Here is a 17,968-nt window from a genome sequence, read left to right as displayed (position 1 = left end):
ATGAGCAGCCGAGCAGACGAACCCGCCGCCGGTTCGCACCCGGCGGCGGCGCGCTCCGCGCCCCACGGCGTGCGGGGTGCCCGGAACGGGCGGCATGGCGGGCTGTTGCCTGCGGCGCTGGTCAGCCCGGCCATCATCCTCCTACTCCTGTTCACGGTCGCTCCGGCGATCTATGCGGTGTTCTTGAGTTTTCGGCGGTTGCAAGTCGGGCGCGGGTTGCTGGGGGGTGGGAAGCCGACCGAGGTGTGGACGGGGTTCTCGAACTACACGGCGGCGCTGACGGACGGCGAGTTCTGGGCGAGTCTGGGGCGGATGCTGCTGATCGGGGCGTTCGGCGTACCGATGACAGTCGTCCTGGCGACGGTGTTCGCGTTGTGTCTGGACGCGAAACGGGCCCGGCTGACCGGGTTCGCGCGGCTGGCGATCTTCCTGCCGTACGCCGTCCCGGGCGTGGTGGCGAGTCTGTTGTGGGGTTTCCTGTACCTCCCGGCGACCAGCCCGATCGGCGGCGGCACGTTCGACTACTTCGGTAGCCGCGGCATCTTCTTCAGCGTCGCGAACGTCGCGGTCTGGGGTGTCGTCGGGTTCAACATGGTCATCCTCTACACGACCGTGCGCAGCCTGCCGCGGGAGCTGTTCGAGGCGGCCGAGCTGGACGGCGCCTCGGAGTTCCAGATCGCCGTCCGGGTGAAACTGCCGTTGATGGCCCCGGCCGTCGCGATGGTCGCGCTGTTCTCGGTGATCGGCGCGCTGCAGCTGTTCAACGAGCCGACCACGCTGAAACCGCTCGCCAACGCGATCTCCTCGACCTGGGTGCCGCTGATGCGCGCGTACACCGACGCGTTCGTCGACAACAGCATCTACGAGGGCGCGGCGACGTCGTTCCTGCTGATCGTGATGACGGTCGCGGCCACCGTGGTCGTCTCCGCGATCGGCCGCCGGATCGGGAGGGCCCGATGACACAGCGAACCCGCTGGGTGCCGACGCTGATCCTGCTGATCGGCGCCCTGTACTGCGTGCTCCCGGTGCTCTGGATCGTGATCGCCGCGACCAAGACGAACGACGAGCTGTTCTCGACCGCGCCGTTCGTCCCCGCCTTCAACGGCGGCTTCTTCACCAACCTGGACGCCTTGTTCAGCTACAACGACGGCATCTTCGGCCGCTGGGTGCTGAACTCGGTGATCTACGCCGTCGGCGGCGGCGTCCTCTCGACGGCGATCGCGGGCGCGGCCGGGTACGCGCTCGGCAAGTACCGCTTCACCGGCAGCATCATGTTGTTCCGGGCGATCGTGGCCGCGGTGCTGCTGCCGCAGATCCTGCTCGCGGTCCCGCAGTTCCTGCTGCTGGCCAAGGCCGGGATGACCAACAACTACGCGGCCGTGCTGCTGCCGCAGCTGGTCAGCCCGTTCGCGATCTACCTGTGCAAGATCTACTCCGAGGCGTCGGTCCCGGACGAGATCATGGAGGCGGCCCGGATCGACGGCGGCAGCGAGTGGCGGATCTTCCGCTCGGTCGGCGCCCCGCTGATGCTGCCCGCGCTCGTCACGGTCTTCCTGCTGCAGTTCATCGGCATCTGGAACAACTTCCTGCTGCCGTTCGTGATGATCAACGACGACCAGCTGTTCCCGCTCACGCTCGGGCTCTACGGCCTGATGATCATCACCGGCGGTCAGGCCGCGCAGTACTCGATCGTGATCGCCGGCGTCCTGGTCTCGATCGTCCCGCTCGCGATCTTGTTCCTGAGCCTGCAGCGGTACTGGAAACTCGACCTGATCAGCGGCGGCGTGAAGTTGTGACCCGCGGCGTACTGTCCCGCACCACCGGGTAGGCCGGGACAGTACGCCGTACCAGGTCGGTGTCGGTCGTGGTCGCGCGGTAGACGGCCTCCTGCGCGACGGCGTTCAGCGCGACGTGCACGGTGGTCAGCCGGGGGACGACGTCCCGGAGCGTGCTGATGTCGTCGAAGCCGGCGACCCCGACGTCCTCGGGAACGCGCAGACCGCGCTCGCGCAGACCGGCCAGGGCGCCGAGCGCCATGTCGTCGGTGACGGCGAAGACCAGGTCGAGCTCGCGCGCTTCGGCGTCCGGTAGGCCGAGCACGTACTCGCGGGCGCCCACCCAGCTGAAGCCGGGCTGGTGCACCCGGGTGTTGGTGACGCCGGATTCGGCCAGCCCGGCGACGAAGCCCTCGACGCGCTGCTGCATCGAGAGCAGGGGAGTGGCGCTGCCGAGCACCAGGCAGTTGCGGTACCCGAGCGTCGCCAGCTCGCGCGCCAGCTGCCGCGAACCCTCGTGGTTGTCGAAATCCACCGTCTCGAACGGCAGATCCGAGCGGCTGATCAGGACGACCCGGCCGCCGGTCTCCTCGTAGCGCTGCAGCTCGTCGATCAGTGCCTGCTCGGATGGCGGCTCGACGTACCCCGTGCCGGCCAGGATGATCGCGCGCGGCTGCTGACCGCGCAGCTCGCGCACCAGGTCGAGCTCGCGCTCGGCGAGCCGCTCGGTGACCGCGATCGAGACGTGCAGCCCGATCGCCTCGGCCTGTTTCATGATCTCGGCGGCCATCGCCGAGAAGTACGGGTCCGAGATCAGGCTGATCACCAGCGCGATCGTGCGCGAAGTGCCCCGCGCCATCGCCTGCGCGGGCAGATTCGGCGTGTACCCGAGCTCGCGCGCCGCCGTCAGCACCCGCTCGCGATAACTTGGCGCCACCCGCCGCGAACTCCCGTTCAGCACCCGCGACGCCGTCGGCTGCGAAACCCCCGCCGCCCGCGCCACATCATCAAGCGTCACCGGCCGCCGCGCCGCCCCGTCCCCCGAACCGTTCATCGTTGCAGCTTATCGACAGGACCGCCCATGCGTACGACCGAACGACTCGTCCTGCGGCCGTTTCAGGACACCGACCTGCCCGCCTGGGCCGCGCTGAATGCCGACGCCGAGGTGATGCGCTACCTCGGTGGCCCGCTCACCCGCGCCGAGTCCGACCGCGAAGCGGCCGGCATCAACGATCAGTGGGCGGCCGGGCGCTTCGGCTTCCTGGCCATCGAGCGCGCCGCCGACAGCGTGTTCCTCGGCGCCGGCGGTCTGTCCCAGGAGGAGTGGAACCCGGAAACGCTCGAGATCGGCTGGCGCTTGGCTCGCGAGCACTGGGGCCACGGCTACGCGAGCGAAGCGGCTGCTGATTGGCTCGGCTACGGCTTCACCGAGCTGCAGCTGCCCCGGATCGACGCGATGACCGACACGCCGAACGTCCGCAGTATCGCCGTGATGCGCCGGCTCGGGATGACGTTCGACCGGACGGTCGATCTGACCATCGGCGCCGAGACGTTCAACGCCACCGTTTATTCGATGACGGCGGAGACCTTTCGCGTGATCTGATGGCGGGATGCCGAAGGTTGTGTTGGTGACTGGATTGCAGGCGTCGGGGAAGTCGACGGTCGCGCCGCTGCTGGCGAGCAGGCTGGGGCCGCCGGCGGCGACGCTGGACGGTGACGTGTTCTTCAACGGGGTGGTCGCGGGGGCCGAGGTGATGACGCCGGAGCCGTCGGCGGAGGCGATTCGGCAGTTGGAGCTGCGGTATGCGGCGACTGCGCTGGTTGCGCAGCATTACGCCGACAACGGGTTCGACCATGTGGTCAGCGACATTGTGCTCGGTGATCACGTCGAGCGGTGGTTCGCGAAGCTGCGGGCCGTTGAGACCTATCTCGTCGTACTGACGCCGACCGTGGAGTCGATCGTGGAGCGTGAGCTCGGGCGCGGCGGACACAACTCGTACCGGGACTGGCAGGACGACGGGTCGCCGGCCGACGGCGTCCGGGCGTTGCAGGCCGGGCTGGAGCAGATCCCGCGCCGGGGCCTGTGGCTGGACACCACCGGACAGACCCCGGAGCAGACGGTCGACGTCATTCTCGCGGACCTGGAGAAAGCGCGCTGGTAGCGCGTCAGCTCGCGCCGACTTCCTCGTGGTCGTGGTCGACCATCGGGGTGATCGGCCAGTCGGCCGGGTAGTCGGGGGCGAGCTCCTCGGCCTCGGCGAAGAGGCGCTTGCGGTACTTGCGGGACAGCCGGTCGCCGAAGACGGTGCCCTGGGTGTGGTCGGTCTCGTGCTGGAAGCAGCGGGCCAGCAGCCCGGTGCCCTCGTAGGCGACCGGGTTGCCGTGCTCGTCGACACCGCTGACCTTGGCGACGTCCGGGCGGGCGCACTTGGTGAACGCGCCGGGCAGCGACAGGCAGCCCTCGTCACCCTCGTCGAGGCGGCGGTCCTTCCCCTCGGGCAGCTCGAGGACGGGGTTGCAGACGACGCCCTCGACCCGGTTCCCGTCCTTGTCGGGGCAGTCGAAGATGAACACCTGCAGGTCGACGCCGACCTGGTTCGCGGCCAGGCCGACGCCCTCGGCGGCATCCATCGTGGCGAACATGTCCGCGACCAGCGTCTGCAGTTCGGGGCCGAAGTCGGTCACCGGCTGGTTGAGGTGGTGCATCACCTCCGTGCCCCACCGGGTGATCGGCCGCACGGTTCCACGCTCGTACTTCGAAGACATGCAGAAATCCTAACCGGCGGATCTCCACGGCTGCACAATGCGCACCTCCGCCGGCGGCCGAGCGGGCCGCACGGCCGCCGGCGGTGATTGTGCAGCGCTGGACGCTCGGGCTACTTGGCGTTCACCTCGTCGCGCCAGGCGACCCACTCGCGGAGCAGGCCGAGGTCGTAGTCGGGGCCGGAGGCCGAGACGGTGAACAGCCGGCTGCCGACGTCGAGCAGACCCTTGCCGACCGCGTCCGGCGTCTTGTCGCCGACCGCGGCCGACCGCTCGATCTCACCCGGGTCGCGGCCGATCGCGCGGCAGTGCTCGTCGAGGACGGCGTGTTTGTGCGCGAGCGTCTCGGCATCGCCGAACCCGTGCCAGATGTTGGCGTGCTTGGCGACCAGCTTCAGCGTCTTCTTCTCGCCGCCGCCGCCGATCAGCACCGGGATGTCGCGCGTCGGCGCCGGGTTCAGCTTGGCCCAGCGCTGCTCGATCCGCGGCAGCGTCTCGGCCAGGTTGTCGAGCCGGCCGCCCGCCGTCCCGAACTCGTAGCCGTACTCGTCGTAGTCGCGCTCGAACCAGCCCGAGCCGATGCCGAGGATCAGCCGGCCGTCGCTGACGTGGTCGACCGTGCGGGCCATATCGGCCAGCAGGTCGGCGTTGCGGTAGGAGTTGCAGGTGACCAGGGCGCCGATCTCGACCCGCTCGGTCGCCTCGGCCCAGGCGGCCAGCATCGTCCAGCACTCGAAGTGCAGGCCGTCCGGCTCCCCGAACAGCGGGTAGAAGTGATCCCAGTTGAAGGCGATGTCGACGCCGATCTCCTCGGCCTTCGCGACCGTCCGCCGGATCGCGTCGTACGGCGCGTGCTGGGGCTGGACCTGCAGACCGATCCGTACCGGGAAGGCCGAGTACGGGCGGTCGGTGGACTCGGAATCTGTCATGGTGGTGATCCTATCCCCGTTACGGAGGACCCTCCGGATCGGCTCGGGGACGGACGGCGGAACCATCATGGGGAGGTACGGCGTGGAGCCGGACGAGATCGACGAGTTCGCACGCTTGTTCACCGGGTTCCTGGACCGGATGCAGGCCCATCGCGGCCACTCCGCGAACCGGGTCGGCCTGCGCGACAAGCTGCAGGAGCACCTCGGCGTCGAGCCCGAGCAGGTGCCCGCGGTCGCGTCGAGTTTCCCGCCGTACGACCTGCCGAACGTCCAGCGGGCGATCGAGAGCTGGTTCGACTCCTTCGATGTGGTCGGTCTGGCCGGCTCGAACCGCGGCCACCACTCGCTCAGCGAGGTCCTCGAACTCGCCGTCTACGACCGGTTCGCGCTCGGCGCGGTCGACTATCAGCGGGTCCCGATCGACATCGGCGAGGAGATGGACTGCGTCGCCTTCGGCTTCTACCTCGGTGTCCAGGGCGCGGACCGGTACGTCGCTCTGCTGCGCGCGCCGAACCCGCAGTACGGGCGCTCGTCGGTCGATCTCGAGGTGCTCGCGGTCGGCGACGGCGCGGGGGACCGGTTCCTGAGCGCATTGCCGGAGCTGATCCGCAAGCACAACGTCTTCCGCGGCAAGGTGGTCTCCTTCGAGGGCTCCGAGTTCGGCCAGGGCGTCGGCCCCTTCCGCCTGCATCCGCGACCGGGCCTCAGCCGCGACGACGTCGTCCTGCCGGCCGGCGTCCTGGAGCGTGTCGAGCGCGAAGTCGTCGGCATCGCCGAGCACCGCGAGACCCTCCTCGCCGCCGGGCAGCACCTGCGCCGCGGCGTCCTGCTCTACGGCCCGCCCGGCACCGGCAAGACCCACACGGTCCGCTACCTGCTGTCCCGGCTGCCCGAGTTCACCGTCGTCCTGCTCGCGGGGACGAGTATCCACTTCATCTCCGAGGCCTGCGCCCTGGCCCGGATGCTCCAGCCCGCCCTCGTCGTCCTGGAGGACTGCGACCTGGTCGCCGAGGCTCGCGACTTCTCCCGCGGGATGGAGAACCCGCTGCTCTTCCAGGTCCTGAACGAAATGGACGGTCTCGCCCAGGACGCCGACGTCGCGTTCCTGCTCACCACCAACCGGGCCGACCTCCTCGAGCCCGCCCTCTCCCAGCGTCCCGGTCGCGTCGACATGGCTGTCGAGGTTCCCCTCCCGGACGACGAGGGCCGAGCGCGCCTCCTCACCCTCTACGGCCCCGCCCTCGACCTCACCGAGGAGGTGATCGAGGAGATCGTCACGCTGACCGAGAACACCACCGCGTCCTTCATGAAGGAGCTCGTTCGGCGCACGGTCCTGCTGGCCGCCCAGGCTGCCGAGCCGCCCGCCGCCGTCCACCTCCGCAGCGCCGCGCACGAACTGTTGTCCGCCCGGGACGCCCTGACCCGCCGGCTCCTCGGCGCAGCCCCGCCTGACACTTCAGAGCTGCCGGAACCCGGCATCGCCCCACCCAACATCCCGCTCGGAGGCCCGGGCGGCGCGATGCCCACCGCCTACAGCTCCAGCGTGCACATCTCCTACGACGACTGACGGCTTCAGGACCACGACAACACGACGCGCGTACCGGCTGTTGGTAGCGGGTGCGCATCGTCGTCGTCGCGGAGCAGCCGTAGATGCAGCTCCTGCAACTGCTTGCCTGGGGCAACGCCTAGCGCCTCGGAGAGATCGGTGCGCAGTTCTTCGTACTTGGCCAGCGCCTCGGCCCGGCGGCCGGCGCCGGAGAGCGCGAGCAGCAGCCGCTGCCACAACGGCTCGCGTAGCCGGTACGTCGTGGTCAGCGCCAGCAGCTCGTCACAGAGCCGATCGTGGCGGCCCGCGGACAGGTCGAGGTCGATGCGCCGTTCGAGCCCTTGCAGGTAACGCTCGATCAGGCGCGGCCCCTCGAACCGGTGCAGCCAATGCCCGGGCTCACTCGCGAACGGCTCGCCCCAGCTCGCCAGCGCCGCTTCCAGCAACTCTCGCTGCCTGGGTTCAGCGGCGAAGGCGGCCGCGTCGAGCAGCCGCTCCATCCGCAGGACGTCCACCGCATCCGGGTCGATCGCGAGCCGATAGCCGTCCCGGCCGCGCTGGATCAGCTGCGCGGTCTGCCGCCGCGCCTTCGCGATCGCGCTGTGCAGCGCGGCCCGGAGATGAACCGGGGGAGTGTCGGCCCACAGCCGATCGGTCAGCACAGACGTCGGTACGACGTTGCCGCCCGCCAGCGCCAGGATGCCCAGCAACGTGCGGGTCCGCGCACCCGGGAGCTCGACCTGGATGCCGTTCAGGACGAGTTCGAATCCGCCCAGCAGGCGGAGCTGCGCCCCGGACACCGGCTACTCGCCGGCCGCGCGCCGACGGAGCCGGTCGCCCGCGATGAGCAAGCCGCCGATCACCGGGAGCGCCCACCCCGGCGAGGCCGGTAGCGAGGTGGTCAGCAGGATGCCCCAGGCAAGGGTGCCCCAGCCGATCGCCTCCGGCACCCGCTCATCGCGGCGCGCGGCGCGCACCACCAGCGCGCCGGTCAGGATCATCGGTACGCCGAAGCTGCCGAGTGTCAGCCAGAAGGCCTCGGACTGCTTGGCCGCGGCGAAGGTGGTGGACACGTTCAGCGTGAAGCTGTTCCACCAGCCGTCGCTCAGGGCGGCCGACCAGACCGCCCGGGTGTCCCACGGGGTGACGAGCATGTGCACGGCGCCGAAGGTCAGCGCCGTCCAGCCGGCTGCCTGGGTCAGGCGCGCTCCGCGCACGCCGGTTGTCGGAGTCGCCATCGAAATCCAATCTATACGGTGTCGTATAGATTGCAGGTTAGCAGGATCTGTACGATGCCGTACAGATGAGTTTCCGGAGGTGATGATGGCGAAGGCCCGGACCCCGCGTCAGGTGTGGATCGACGCCGGTGCCGCGGTGCTGGCCGCCGGCGGGCCCGACGCGGTCCGGATCGAGGATCTGGCCCGCTCGCTGGGTGTGACGAAAGGCGGCTTCTACGGCTACTTCGCCGGTCGCGCGGAGCTCCTGACCGAGATTCTGGACGCCTGGGAGCGGCGCAGCATCGCCGAGGCGATCGACACCGCGGAGCAGCGCGGGGGCAGCCCGGTCGTGCGGGCCCGGCTCGCGGCCGACCTGACCTTCGCGCCCGACCTGCTGCCGCTCGATCTGGCCATCCGGTCCTGGGCGCGGCGCGACGACGAGGTCGCGGTCCGGCTGCGCCGGGTGGACAACCAGCGGATGGGCTATCTACGCACCCAGTTCGCGGCGCGCTTCGCCGATCCCGCTGAGCTGGAGGCGCGCTGTCTGCTGGCCTTCGCCGGCGCGATCGCCGGCGACCTGATCGCCGTCGACCATCCGGACCAGACCCCGGACGAGGTCTGGCAGCGCGCGACCGAACTGCTCTTCGGCGCCGGCTAACCGGTCGGCCAGACCCTCGCAGTCTGGGTCAGCAGAGCCCGGATCCGCTCCTCCTGCTCGCGCTGCCAGCCGGACCGCTCGGACGCCGAGAGCAGCCGGAGAGCCCGCATCAGCGTCTTCCGCGCCTCGGTGACCAGCCCCGCCGCCAGTTCGGTCTCGCCGAGCCGGACGAGTGAACCGGACAAACCGCCGTGGTTGTCCAGCTTTTCGTTCAGCCGGGCGGCGTCCTGGAAGGCAGCCAAGGCCGCCGGCAGGTCGCCGACCGCTTTGAGGCCTTGCCCGAGCGTGTCTTGCGCGTACGCCGTCCCGCGGGTGTCCCCGGCCAGGCGATGCAGCCGGATCGCCTCCGTGGCCGACGCGACCGCCTCGTCGTACTGCGCGGTCGCGAGGTAGGTCATCGCGAGATTGTTCCGGAGCGTGCCCTCCTGCTCGGTGGCCATCGATCCGGCCAGCGCGAGCTCCAGCTGTTCGATGGCCTCTTGCGGGCGACCGAGCAGCCGCAGCGCGATACTCAGATTGCTCCGGACCATCCGTTCGCCGTACTCGTGGCCGGCGGCGGCGAAGAGCGTCAGGGCTTCGCGCAGGGCGTCGGCGGCGGCTTCGAGATCGCCGGACATGCCGAGGGTGGCGCCGTGCTGATTGAGCGCGACCGCGCGGAGCAGCGGATCGCCGGCCCGGGCCGCGGAGGTGACGGCGGTCGCCTGCACCAAACGACTGTCCGTCAGCGCGTAGCTGCGTTCCAGGTCGTCCCACAGGGTGACGGCGAGCCGGGCCGCGAGTTCGTGCTCACCACGCTCCGCGGTGTCGAGGACCAGGGTGATCAGCGTCCGGCGCTCGGCTTCGAACCAGGCCCGAGCATCCTCGGTGCTGGCCAGCGGCAACGACTCCGGCGCTCCGGGCGGGGCGGGCAGGAGCGGCAGCAGGCGCAGCTCGGACTCCCTGGTCCGCGCGACCTCGGCCGTCGAGAGATACCAATGAACCAGCCGATTCGCGGCGTCGTGCCGGACGGCGGCGCCGTCCTCGGCCGCGGACCGCTCCCGGGCGTAGGCCCGCATGACGTCGTGCAGCCTGACCTGGCCGGCATCGACCTGGTGAACCAGATGCAGATCGGTCAGGACGCGCAGCGTCCGGCGCGCGTCGGCGAGCGGCAAACCGGCCAGCGCGGCGATCGCCGGTAGCCGCAGTGGCTCGACCGCGATCGCGCCCAGCGCCCGCAGCATCGCGGCCGCCTCCGGATCGAGAGCTTGGTACGACCAGGACAGCACCGCCCGGACGTCGGTCGCGGGACTGTCGCCGCTACTCAGGACGTCGATGCGCTCGGCCAGACTGCGCAGCCGCCCGGTCACCGACTCAGCTTCGTCAGGGTGCCTGTTGAGCTGTTCGCCGGTGATGGCCAAGGCGAGCGGCAATCCGCTGCAGAGCCGGACGAGTTCGTCCAGCGCCCGTTCGTCCAGCGCAGGATTCTGGATCAGCCGACGCAGCAGCTCCCGGCCCTCCGGCCCGTCGAGTGCCGGTACGGCGATCGGTTCGGCGCCGTCACGGACCGTCAGGCTGCTCAGCCGGCTCCTGCTGGTCACAAGGACCTGGGTGGACGAGCCGGGCAGCAGCGGCCGGATCTGATCCGCGCTACGGGCGTCGTCGAGGATCAGCAGCAGGCGGCGCGCGGCCAGCTCGGTGCGCAATAGCGCGCTGCGGGATTCGAGGTCTGCAGGGATCCGGGCGCCGGGCAAGCCCAGGCCGCGCAGGATCGTGTCGAGCGCGGTCTCGGCGTCCAGCGGCTCGCGCGCGCCGTAGCCGCGGAGGCCGAGGAAGATCTGCCCATCGGGGAACCGGTCCTTCGCCTGATGTGCCCAATGCACGGCCAGGCTGGTCTTTCCAGCGCCGGCCGCACCGTGGAGGACGACGACGCGTGCGGTGTCCGATCCACTCGGCAACAGCCGGTTCAGCTCCTCCAGCTGGGCCGTCCGGCCGATGAACCGGCGCAGATCGAGCGGCAGTTGGCGGGGCACGGCCGGCTGCGCCGTCCGGTCGGGGACCGGATCGTCGTCCAGCAGGCTGAGATGAAATGCCTGGAGCTCGGCGGACGGGTCGATACCGAGCCCGTCGGCGAGCTGAACCCGCATTCGCTCGTACTGGTCGAGCGCCTCCGGGCGCCGGCCCTCGGCGACCAGCGCCTTCAGCAGCCGCAGCCACAGCGACTCCCGCAGTGGGAAGGTGTGGGTCAGCCTGCCCAGCTCTTCGCAGATACCGGTGCGCTGACCGGCTTCGAGGTCGAGGTCGATCCGCCGTTCCACACCGCGCAGGTAGCGCTCGTACAGCTCCGGCCCGTGCTCGTGCCGGATCGACGCGACGATCCCACCGGCCAGCGGCTCGCCCCAGAGCGCGAGCGCTGCGGCCAGCTGCTGCCGATCGTCACTGCGCTCGGCATCGTCGAGCAAGGCCAGGAAGCGCAGGACGTCGACATCGGCGGGCACGATGTCGAGCCGGTAGCCGGCCTCGTCGCGGCCGATCGACTCCGGCCCGAGCAGCTGGCGTGATTTGGCGATCACCGAATGCAGCGCGGCCCGGACGTTCTTCGGCGCGCGCTCGGCCCAGAGCAGGTCGATCAGCGTCTCCGGCGGCACCGAGCGCCCCGCGCGCAGGGCGAGCAGCGCCAGGCAGGACCGCTGGGTGGCGCCACGCACGACGACCGCCCGGCCGTCGACGACCACCTCGAACACCCCGAGCAGGCGCACCTGAAGACCGCTCACCGCAGCATGATAGCCACGCAATGATTCACTTGGTCGGTAAACAATTTGCCCTCGGCAAGAATCGGCACGAGCCCGGCGTCCGGCCCCGGGACAGCCTGCGGACAGGTCATCGGCAGAGCGACGACAGAGCGGCCTCCTACGGTCCTCCTGGGCGGATCTCCTGCCCCCTCTGCCCTCGGAGCTGACCATGCCGAAACCTGTTGGCCGGAAGACCCTTGCCGCCGTCCTCGCCCTGGCGCTGCTCGCGGGATCGGCGCCGCCGTCCGCGCACGCATCACCAGGGATCGGTACCGAGCCGCTCGCGAGTGTGCCCGGGGTCGAATCCGTCGGCGGGGCGAATCACCAGCTCAAGCCGCGAAAGCCCGACCTCCAGGTCGACGCCACGAAACCCGCGGCCGTCGCCTGGCCGCTGATCGGCTCGGCGGACGTGGCGCTGCCGGAGGTCACCTGGGCGACCAAGCTCGGCGCCGCGCTGCCGAAACAGGTGGCCGGAACGCTTCCGGTCGCGATCGGCCCGGCGACCGTGGACGGCGCGACACCGGCGCGAGTCAAGGTCGAGCTGCTCGGACGCCGAGACTCCGGCCTGCAGGTGAAGCTGTCATCGGCCGAGAAGTCCGCCGGAAAGGTCGCCCTCGAGCTCGACTACCGAGCCTTCCGCGATGCGTACGGCGGTGACTGGGCCACCCGGCTGCGGCTGGTTCGGCTCCCGGACGGCGTACCGGTCCCGACCCGCAACACCGGTACCGGAAAGCTCAGCGCCGATGTCCCGGCGACGGGCCTGTACTCCGTTGAGGCAGCAGCCGCTGGTCCTGCCGGAGACTTCAGCTCAACACAGCTGGCGCCGACCGCGGCCTGGTCGGTCGGCGGCTCGTCCGGTGACTTCAACTGGCAGTACCCGCTGCGGACGCCGCCCGGCACCGGCGGCCCGACGCCGGAGGTCGCGATCGGCTACTCGTCGGGCAGCGTCGACGGCCGCACGTCCGGGACGAACAACCAGACCTCATGGGTCGGTGAGGGCTTCGACCTGGCGCCGGGCGGTTCGATCGAGCGGCGGTACGCGTCCTGCGCGGCGAAGCCGGAGCAGACCGGTAACAACGGCGCCCGGCCGGTCGGCGACCTCTGTTTCGCGACCGACAACGCGACCTTCACCCTGAACGGCCGTGGCGGCGAACTCGTCCTCGACGACCGCACCAAGCAGTGGCGCCCGAAGGCCGACGACGGTACCAAGGTCGAGCGGCTGTCCGGCGCGGTCAACGGCGACGAGGGCGGGGCGACGGCCGAGCGCGGCGAGTACTGGGTGATCACCACCAAGGACGGCACCAAGTTCTACTTCGGGCTGAACAAGATCCCCGGCCCGGGCGCGCAGGACACGAACTCGGCCTGGACGGTGCCAGTGGCCGGCAACCACGCCGGTGAGCAGTGTCACCGGACGGCGTTCGCCGACTCGTTCTGCCAGCAGGCGTACCGCTGGAATCTCGACTACGTCGTCGACCCGCACGGCAACACGATGTCGCTGTTCTACGCGACCGAGCAGAACAAGTACGCCCGCAACGGGACCGAGACCGCGGTCAGCAGCTACGACCGGGCCGGTCACGTCAAGCGGATCGAGTACGGCCAGACCGACGGCCAGGTGTTCAGCGAGCAGCCGGTGGCCCGGGTGCACTTCGACACCACCGAGCGCTGCCTCGCCGGGACCGGCTGCGCGACTGCGGATTACTTCGACACCCCGCTGGACCAGGAGTGCACCAGTACGACGCGCTGCACCCGGTTCGGCCCGAGCTTCTGGACCAAGAAGAAACTGGCCAAGATCCGCACCGAGGTCTGGCGCGACAGCGGCTTCGACGCCGTCGACACCTGGACCTTGCGGCACACCTTCCCCAACCCCGGCGACAACACCGGCCCGCGGTTGTGGCTGGAGGCGATCACGCACACGGGGGAGGTCGGCACCGCGACCTCGACCCCGGAAGTCAACTTCGACAAGATCCAGCTGAACAACCGCGTCGCCGACGGCACCACCCGGCCGCTGCTCGACTGGTTCCGGATCAGCGCGATCCACTACGGCACCGGCGGCGAGCTGGCGATCACGTACTCCGGCAAGGACTGCAGCCTGCCCAACAACGTGCCGCCGGTCGACGACAACCACCGGCGCTGCCACCCGCTGCGCTGGACGCCGCCCGGCGCCGTCGAGGAGCGTCAGGACTGGTTCCACAAGTACGTCGTCACCTCGGTCACCGAATCCGACCGGGTCAGCGGCATGCAGCCGGTCCTGACCACCGTCACCTACCCGAGCGGCCCGTCCTGGCGGCACGACGACGAGGACGGGCTGGTGGAGATCGGGCGGAAGACCTGGTCCCAGTGGCGCGGCTACCAGCGGGTGGTCGTGACCAAGGGACATCCGTCCGGGCCGCAGTCGGTGACCGAGCACCGCTACTTCCAGGGCATGGACGGCGACAAGCTGAAGAGCGGCGGTGTGAAGACCGCCGAGATCGAGGACTCCACCGGCGCCAAGGTGAAGGACCTGAACGCGCTCGCCGGCCGCCCGCGCGAGATCAGCAAACTCGTGAACGGCGTGATCGCCGAGCGCACGATCACCGATCCCTGGGTGTCCACCCCGACGTCCACCCGGGTGCGGGACTGGGGGACGACGCAGGCGTACAAGGTCGAGGAGAAGGCCGTCCGGCAGTGGGAGGCCAAGCCCGGCGGGGGATACCGCGAGACCTCGGCCACGAACGAGTTCACCCCGACCGGCCAGCTGATGCAGGCGACGAACGCCAACGACCTGGCCACGACGGCGGACGACACCTGCACTCGCTACGAGTACGTGAGCAACGCGGCCAAGAGCCTGACCGAGCTACCGACCCGGACGCAGACCGTTGCCAAGGCCTGTAACCAATCGTGGACGAACAGCGACGTCATCAGTGACGAGCTGGTGCAGTACGCCGGCGGAACCACGCCCGCGAACGCGCAACCGCTGACGACGTCGCGGCTGTCCGGATTCACCGCCGCCGGTGCGCCGACGTACCAAACCGTGAAGACCTTCAAGTACGACGACCACGGCCGGACCAGCAGCGAGACCGACGCCAAGGGCCGGGCCACGACGTACAGCTACACCCCGATCGACGGACCGGTCACCAAGACCTCGGTGAAATTGGCGAACGGTCACACCGCCAGCACCGAGCTCGACCCGGCCTGGGGGCAGGCGACCGCGGTCGTGGACGTCGCCGGCCGTCGTACCGTGTCCGAACGCGACGGCCTCGGGCGGATCGCGAAGGTCTGGCTGCCGGGCCGGGGGCGATCACAGACGCCGAACGTCGAGCACACGTACTTCGGCGGCGTCGACCGGGCCGGCGTCGTCCGGACCGCGCAGCTGCGCTCGGACGGGACGGTCGAGACCAGCTACGAGATCCTCGACGGTCTCCAGCGCAAGCGGCAGACCCAGCGCCCGGCGGCGGACGGCGTCGGGCGGGTGATCACCGATGTCGAGTACGACTCCCGAGGACTCGCGGTGGTCGAGAACAACGCCTACTACAACGACGCGCCGCCCGGTGACATCGCCTTCGACCCGGTCGAGGAGGAGTTGCCGGCCCGGAAGGCGACCGCGTACGACGCCGTCGAGCGGCCGACCAAGGAGTCGTTCTGGTCGTACAACGAGGAGAAGTGGGCGACCACGCACACCCACGAGCCGGACCGGCAGACGGTCGACCCGCCGACCGGCGAACAGGCCACGACCAAGATCAGTGACGCCCAGGGCCGCCAGACCGAGCTGCGGGCCTATCGGACCCCGCAACCGAGCGGCGAGTTCGACAAGACCAGCTACAGCTACACCAAAGCCGGACAGCTCAGCACGGTGACCGATCCGGCCGGCAACGTCTGGCGCTACACCTACGACCTGCAAGGCCGCCGGACGAAGGTCGAGGAGCCGGACCGCGGCACGACCCGGTACACCTACAACGAACTCGACCAGCTGACCACGACCACCGATGCCAAGGGCAAGAAGCTCTGGTACGAGTACGACGAGATCGGCCGGCCGACCACGGTTCGCGAGGACACCGTCGACGGGCCGCTGCGACTGCGGCGTACGTACGACACCGTGGCAGTCGGATCGGCAGCCACCGCGACCCGGTACGTCGGCGATGCCGAGTACACGACCCGGGTCACCGGGTACGACGTGAGCGGGCACCCGACCGGCACCGAGGTCACGCTGCCGGCCACGGAGGGCTCGCTGGCCAAGACCTACTCGGTCACCAACAGCTACACCGCGACCGGTCTGCCCAAGACCACCTCGGTGCCGGCCGTCGGCGGCCTCCCGGCCGAGACGCTGACCACGACGTACGACGCCAACGATCTGCCGACCAGTCTGTCCAGCGAGCTCGGCAGCTACGTGACCGGCTCGGAGTTCAACTCGTTCGGCGACCTCACGATGCTGGAGCTGAAGCCGACCGACGGTAAGTGGTTGCGGCACTCCTATCTGTACGACGCCGCGACCCGTCGACTGACCCGGGCGATCAGCCAGCGCGAAACTCCTGGCCCGCAACGAGTTCTGGACCAGTCGTACAGCTACGACCACGCGGGGAACGTCACGAAGATCGTCGACGCACCCGCGACCGGCAGTACGGACCCGAAGGACACCCAGTGCTTCGACTACGACCAGGCCCGCCGGTTGACCCAGGCCTGGACGCCGGCTGACGGGAACTGCGCGGTCCAGCCGACCACAGCCGCACGGCTCGGTGGGCCGGCGCCGTACTGGCACTCCTGGACCTTCGACGCGATCGGCAACCGCAAGTCCGAGACGCGGACGACGACCGCGGGGGCGACCACCAGCGCGTACGAGTACCCGGCCGCCGGGCAGCCGCGGCCGCACGCCGTCCAGAAGATCACCACCACCGCGCCGGGCGGGAGCACCAAGGTCAGCACCTACGAGTACGACGCCGCGGGTAATCAACTCGACCGCACCGTCGCCGGAGTCGGTGAGACTTTCGACTGGGACGCCGAAGGCCGGCTGGCCAAGGTCACCAAGGGCGACCAGCGCACCGAGTTCGTTTACGATGCCGACGGCAACCGTCTGCTCCGCAGGGATGCCACCGGCACGACGCTCTATCTCGGTGGCACCGAAGTCCTGCTCAAACCGGACGGAACCCAGATCGGCACCCGCCACTACCGGTTCGGCAAACAGACCATCGGAGTCCGCACCGCCGGCAAACTGACCTGGCTCGGATCCGACCACCACGGCTCGGCGACGCTGCTGGTCGACGCCCAGTCGCAAGCCTTCGAGCGCCGCCGGATCACCCCGTACGGCGAGTCCCGCGGCGCAGTACCGGCCACCTGGCCGAGCCAGAAGGACTTCGTCGGCGGCACCAAGGACGCCTCGACCGGCCTGGTCCACCTGGGCGCCCGCGAGTACGACCCAACCACCGGCCGCTTCATCTCGGTCGACCCGGTGACCGATCCGAACGATCCACAACAGCTGAACGCCTACGCGTACGCCAACAACAGCCCGGTCAGCTTTCTCGACGCCGACGGCAAGCGCTACCGGATGGAGACCGTCACCGAGCTGAAGACGATCGTCCGCTACCACGTCAAACGCATCAAAGAACTCCACAAACAGGTCATCACCGTCTACGTGAAGATCGTCCTCTACACCTTCGTCGCCAAACTCGCCGCCTCCTTCGGCCTCACCGTCCAGGTCGAACGCATCACCGCCGAGGTGGCCCGCCAGGTCACCATCTTCAAAGAAGTAGTCCGAACCATCCGCTACCACACCAAAGAAGTCGTCCGCATCGTCACCAAACGGTTGGTCAAAGTCAGCGGCCCTGACGCCGCCGAGATGCAGCAGCACCTCAACACCGCCAAACAAACCGACACCTCGCTCCAGGCCCTGGAGAAGTCGTCGGGCCGACTGGCCGACATCGCCCGAAAGATCGGCGAGCGGGCGAAGGCCGATCGGTCGGCGGCCGAGCAGAATCGGCGGCAGAACGACGAGGCGGCCAAGCGGGCGCAGGAGCAGGCGAAGGCCGAGGAGCGCAGAGACTACGAGGATGTCGGCGAGACGGCCGGCCGGAGTATCGGCGCGCTCGCCGGCGGGGCGCTCGGCGGGCTCTGCGGCCCCGCGGCGGTGGCCTGCACCGTGGGCTTCGGGTTCATCGGCGGACTGATCGGCACGAAGGTCGGCCAGTGGGTCGGGGGCAAGTACTACGACGAGGTCACCGCGCCTCCCGGCACGCCGCCGATGAAGTACGACGAGCACAAGACCTTCTGTGAGCGGGAGCCGTACGCGTGCCGCTACAGCTCGCCGGGCTGATGGGAAGCGCTGAGATGAAGGAGCTGGCGAGG

The 17,968-nt window shown here is 69.8% G+C and carries 13 protein-coding genes; 7 read left to right on the top strand and 6 right to left on the bottom strand.

Annotation, left to right across the window (positions count from 1 at the left end; all coding sequences use genetic code 11):
• Both HPO96_RS12795 and HPO96_RS12790 read left to right on the top strand, forming a co-directional pair.
• Window positions 1-960 (top strand): carbohydrate ABC transporter permease, encoded by a 960-nt coding sequence (locus HPO96_RS12795; protein WP_171673567.1) that lies wholly within the window; start codon window positions 1-3, stop codon window positions 958-960.
• The gene (locus HPO96_RS12790) at window positions 957-1,796 is read left to right on the top strand and encodes a carbohydrate ABC transporter permease (protein WP_171673566.1); all 840 of its coding nucleotides are present in this window, start codon (window positions 957-959) and stop codon (window positions 1,794-1,796) included. The genes HPO96_RS12795 and HPO96_RS12790 overlap by 4 nt, the downstream gene beginning before the upstream one ends.
• On the opposite strand, the gene HPO96_RS12785 is transcribed toward HPO96_RS12790, so the two are convergent.
• Window positions 1,774-2,829: a LacI family DNA-binding transcriptional regulator gene (locus tag HPO96_RS12785; protein WP_171673565.1), complete on the bottom strand. Its 1,056-nt coding sequence runs from the start codon at window positions 2,827-2,829 to the stop codon at window positions 1,774-1,776. The two genes, HPO96_RS12790 and HPO96_RS12785, sit on opposite strands and share 23 nt — an antisense overlap.
• A gap of 27 nt (window positions 2,830-2,856) precedes the next feature.
• Here HPO96_RS12785 and HPO96_RS12780 point away from each other — a divergent pair, with 27 nt between their 5' ends.
• Window positions 2,857-3,378 carry a GNAT family N-acetyltransferase gene (locus tag HPO96_RS12780; RefSeq protein ID WP_171673564.1) on the top strand — a complete coding sequence of 174 codons (522 nt, stop codon included), beginning with the start codon at window positions 2,857-2,859 and terminating at the stop codon, window positions 3,376-3,378.
• Between the two features lie 25 nt (window positions 3,379-3,403).
• Complete coding sequence (locus HPO96_RS12775) at window positions 3,404-3,937, top strand: nucleoside/nucleotide kinase family protein (protein ID WP_337796608.1); 534 nt, start codon at window positions 3,404-3,406, stop codon at window positions 3,935-3,937.
• A gap of 4 nt (window positions 3,938-3,941) precedes the next feature.
• Here the strand turns inward: HPO96_RS12775 and def are convergent, their stop codons facing one another.
• Complete coding sequence (def, locus tag HPO96_RS12770) at window positions 3,942-4,541, bottom strand: peptide deformylase (protein WP_171673562.1); 600 nt, start codon at window positions 4,539-4,541, stop codon at window positions 3,942-3,944.
• Window positions 4,542-4,651: 110 nt separating this feature from the next.
• Window positions 4,652-5,467: an LLM class F420-dependent oxidoreductase gene (locus tag HPO96_RS12765; RefSeq protein ID WP_171673561.1), complete on the bottom strand. Its 816-nt coding sequence runs from the start codon at window positions 5,465-5,467 to the stop codon at window positions 4,652-4,654.
• A 67-nt stretch (window positions 5,468-5,534) separates the two neighbouring features.
• Here HPO96_RS12765 and HPO96_RS12760 point away from each other — a divergent pair, with 67 nt between their 5' ends.
• Complete coding sequence (locus tag HPO96_RS12760; protein WP_171673560.1) at window positions 5,535-7,034, top strand: AAA family ATPase; 1,500 nt, start codon at window positions 5,535-5,537, stop codon at window positions 7,032-7,034.
• Window positions 7,035-7,039: 5 nt separating this feature from the next.
• Here HPO96_RS12760 and HPO96_RS38190 read toward each other — a convergent pair whose 3' ends face one another.
• Both HPO96_RS38190 and HPO96_RS12750 read right to left on the bottom strand, forming a co-directional pair.
• Window positions 7,040-7,813 carry a BTAD domain-containing putative transcriptional regulator gene (locus HPO96_RS38190; protein WP_171673559.1) on the bottom strand — a complete coding sequence of 258 codons (774 nt, stop codon included), beginning with the start codon at window positions 7,811-7,813 and terminating at the stop codon, window positions 7,040-7,042.
• 3 nt (window positions 7,814-7,816) lie between these two features.
• Window positions 7,817-8,251: a DUF6463 family protein gene (locus tag HPO96_RS12750; protein ID WP_171673558.1), complete on the bottom strand. Its 435-nt coding sequence runs from the start codon at window positions 8,249-8,251 to the stop codon at window positions 7,817-7,819.
• A gap of 85 nt (window positions 8,252-8,336) precedes the next feature.
• Here HPO96_RS12750 and HPO96_RS12745 point away from each other — a divergent pair, with 85 nt between their 5' ends.
• The gene (locus HPO96_RS12745) at window positions 8,337-8,888 is read left to right on the top strand and encodes a TetR/AcrR family transcriptional regulator (RefSeq protein WP_171673557.1); all 552 of its coding nucleotides are present in this window, start codon (window positions 8,337-8,339) and stop codon (window positions 8,886-8,888) included.
• On the opposite strand, the gene HPO96_RS12740 is transcribed toward HPO96_RS12745, so the two are convergent.
• Window positions 8,885-11,638, bottom strand: a complete 2,754-nt coding sequence (locus HPO96_RS12740; RefSeq protein WP_171673556.1) for a BTAD domain-containing putative transcriptional regulator — start codon at window positions 11,636-11,638, stop codon at window positions 8,885-8,887. The genes HPO96_RS12745 and HPO96_RS12740 overlap by 4 nt on opposite strands.
• Before the next feature lie 187 nt (window positions 11,639-11,825).
• Here HPO96_RS12740 and HPO96_RS12735 point away from each other — a divergent pair, with 187 nt between their 5' ends.
• The gene (locus HPO96_RS12735; RefSeq protein ID WP_171673555.1) at window positions 11,826-17,936 is read left to right on the top strand and encodes an RHS repeat domain-containing protein; all 6,111 of its coding nucleotides are present in this window, start codon (window positions 11,826-11,828) and stop codon (window positions 17,934-17,936) included.
• The last annotated feature ends 32 nt before the right edge of the window (window positions 17,937-17,968 follow it).

This window comes from Kribbella sandramycini (genome assembly GCF_013131805.1).
Taxonomy (GTDB): Bacteria; Actinomycetota; Actinomycetes; order Propionibacteriales; family Kribbellaceae; genus Kribbella; species Kribbella sandramycini.
This window is presented reverse-complemented; position numbering and strand designations above follow the sequence as displayed.

Coding starts and splice junctions, on each gene's coding strand:
- HPO96_RS12745 (WP_171673557.1), top strand. CDS start 8,337: ATGGCGAAGGCCCGGACCCCGCGTCAGGTGTGGATCGACGCCGGTGCC.
- HPO96_RS12785 (WP_171673565.1), bottom strand. CDS start 2,829: ATGAACGGTTCGGGGGACGGGGCGGCGCGGCGGCCGGTGACGCTTGAT.
- HPO96_RS12790 (WP_171673566.1), top strand. CDS start 957: ATGACACAGCGAACCCGCTGGGTGCCGACGCTGATCCTGCTGATCGGC.
- HPO96_RS12735 (WP_171673555.1), top strand. CDS start 11,826: ATGCCGAAACCTGTTGGCCGGAAGACCCTTGCCGCCGTCCTCGCCCTG.
- HPO96_RS12760 (WP_171673560.1), top strand. CDS start 5,535: ATGGGGAGGTACGGCGTGGAGCCGGACGAGATCGACGAGTTCGCACGC.
- HPO96_RS12780 (WP_171673564.1), top strand. CDS start 2,857: ATGCGTACGACCGAACGACTCGTCCTGCGGCCGTTTCAGGACACCGAC.
- HPO96_RS12765 (WP_171673561.1), bottom strand. CDS start 5,467: ATGACAGATTCCGAGTCCACCGACCGCCCGTACTCGGCCTTCCCGGTA.
- HPO96_RS12750 (WP_171673558.1), bottom strand. CDS start 8,251: ATGGCGACTCCGACAACCGGCGTGCGCGGAGCGCGCCTGACCCAGGCA.
- HPO96_RS12795 (WP_171673567.1), top strand. CDS start 1: ATGAGCAGCCGAGCAGACGAACCCGCCGCCGGTTCGCACCCGGCGGCG.
- def (WP_171673562.1), bottom strand. CDS start 4,541: ATGTCTTCGAAGTACGAGCGTGGAACCGTGCGGCCGATCACCCGGTGG.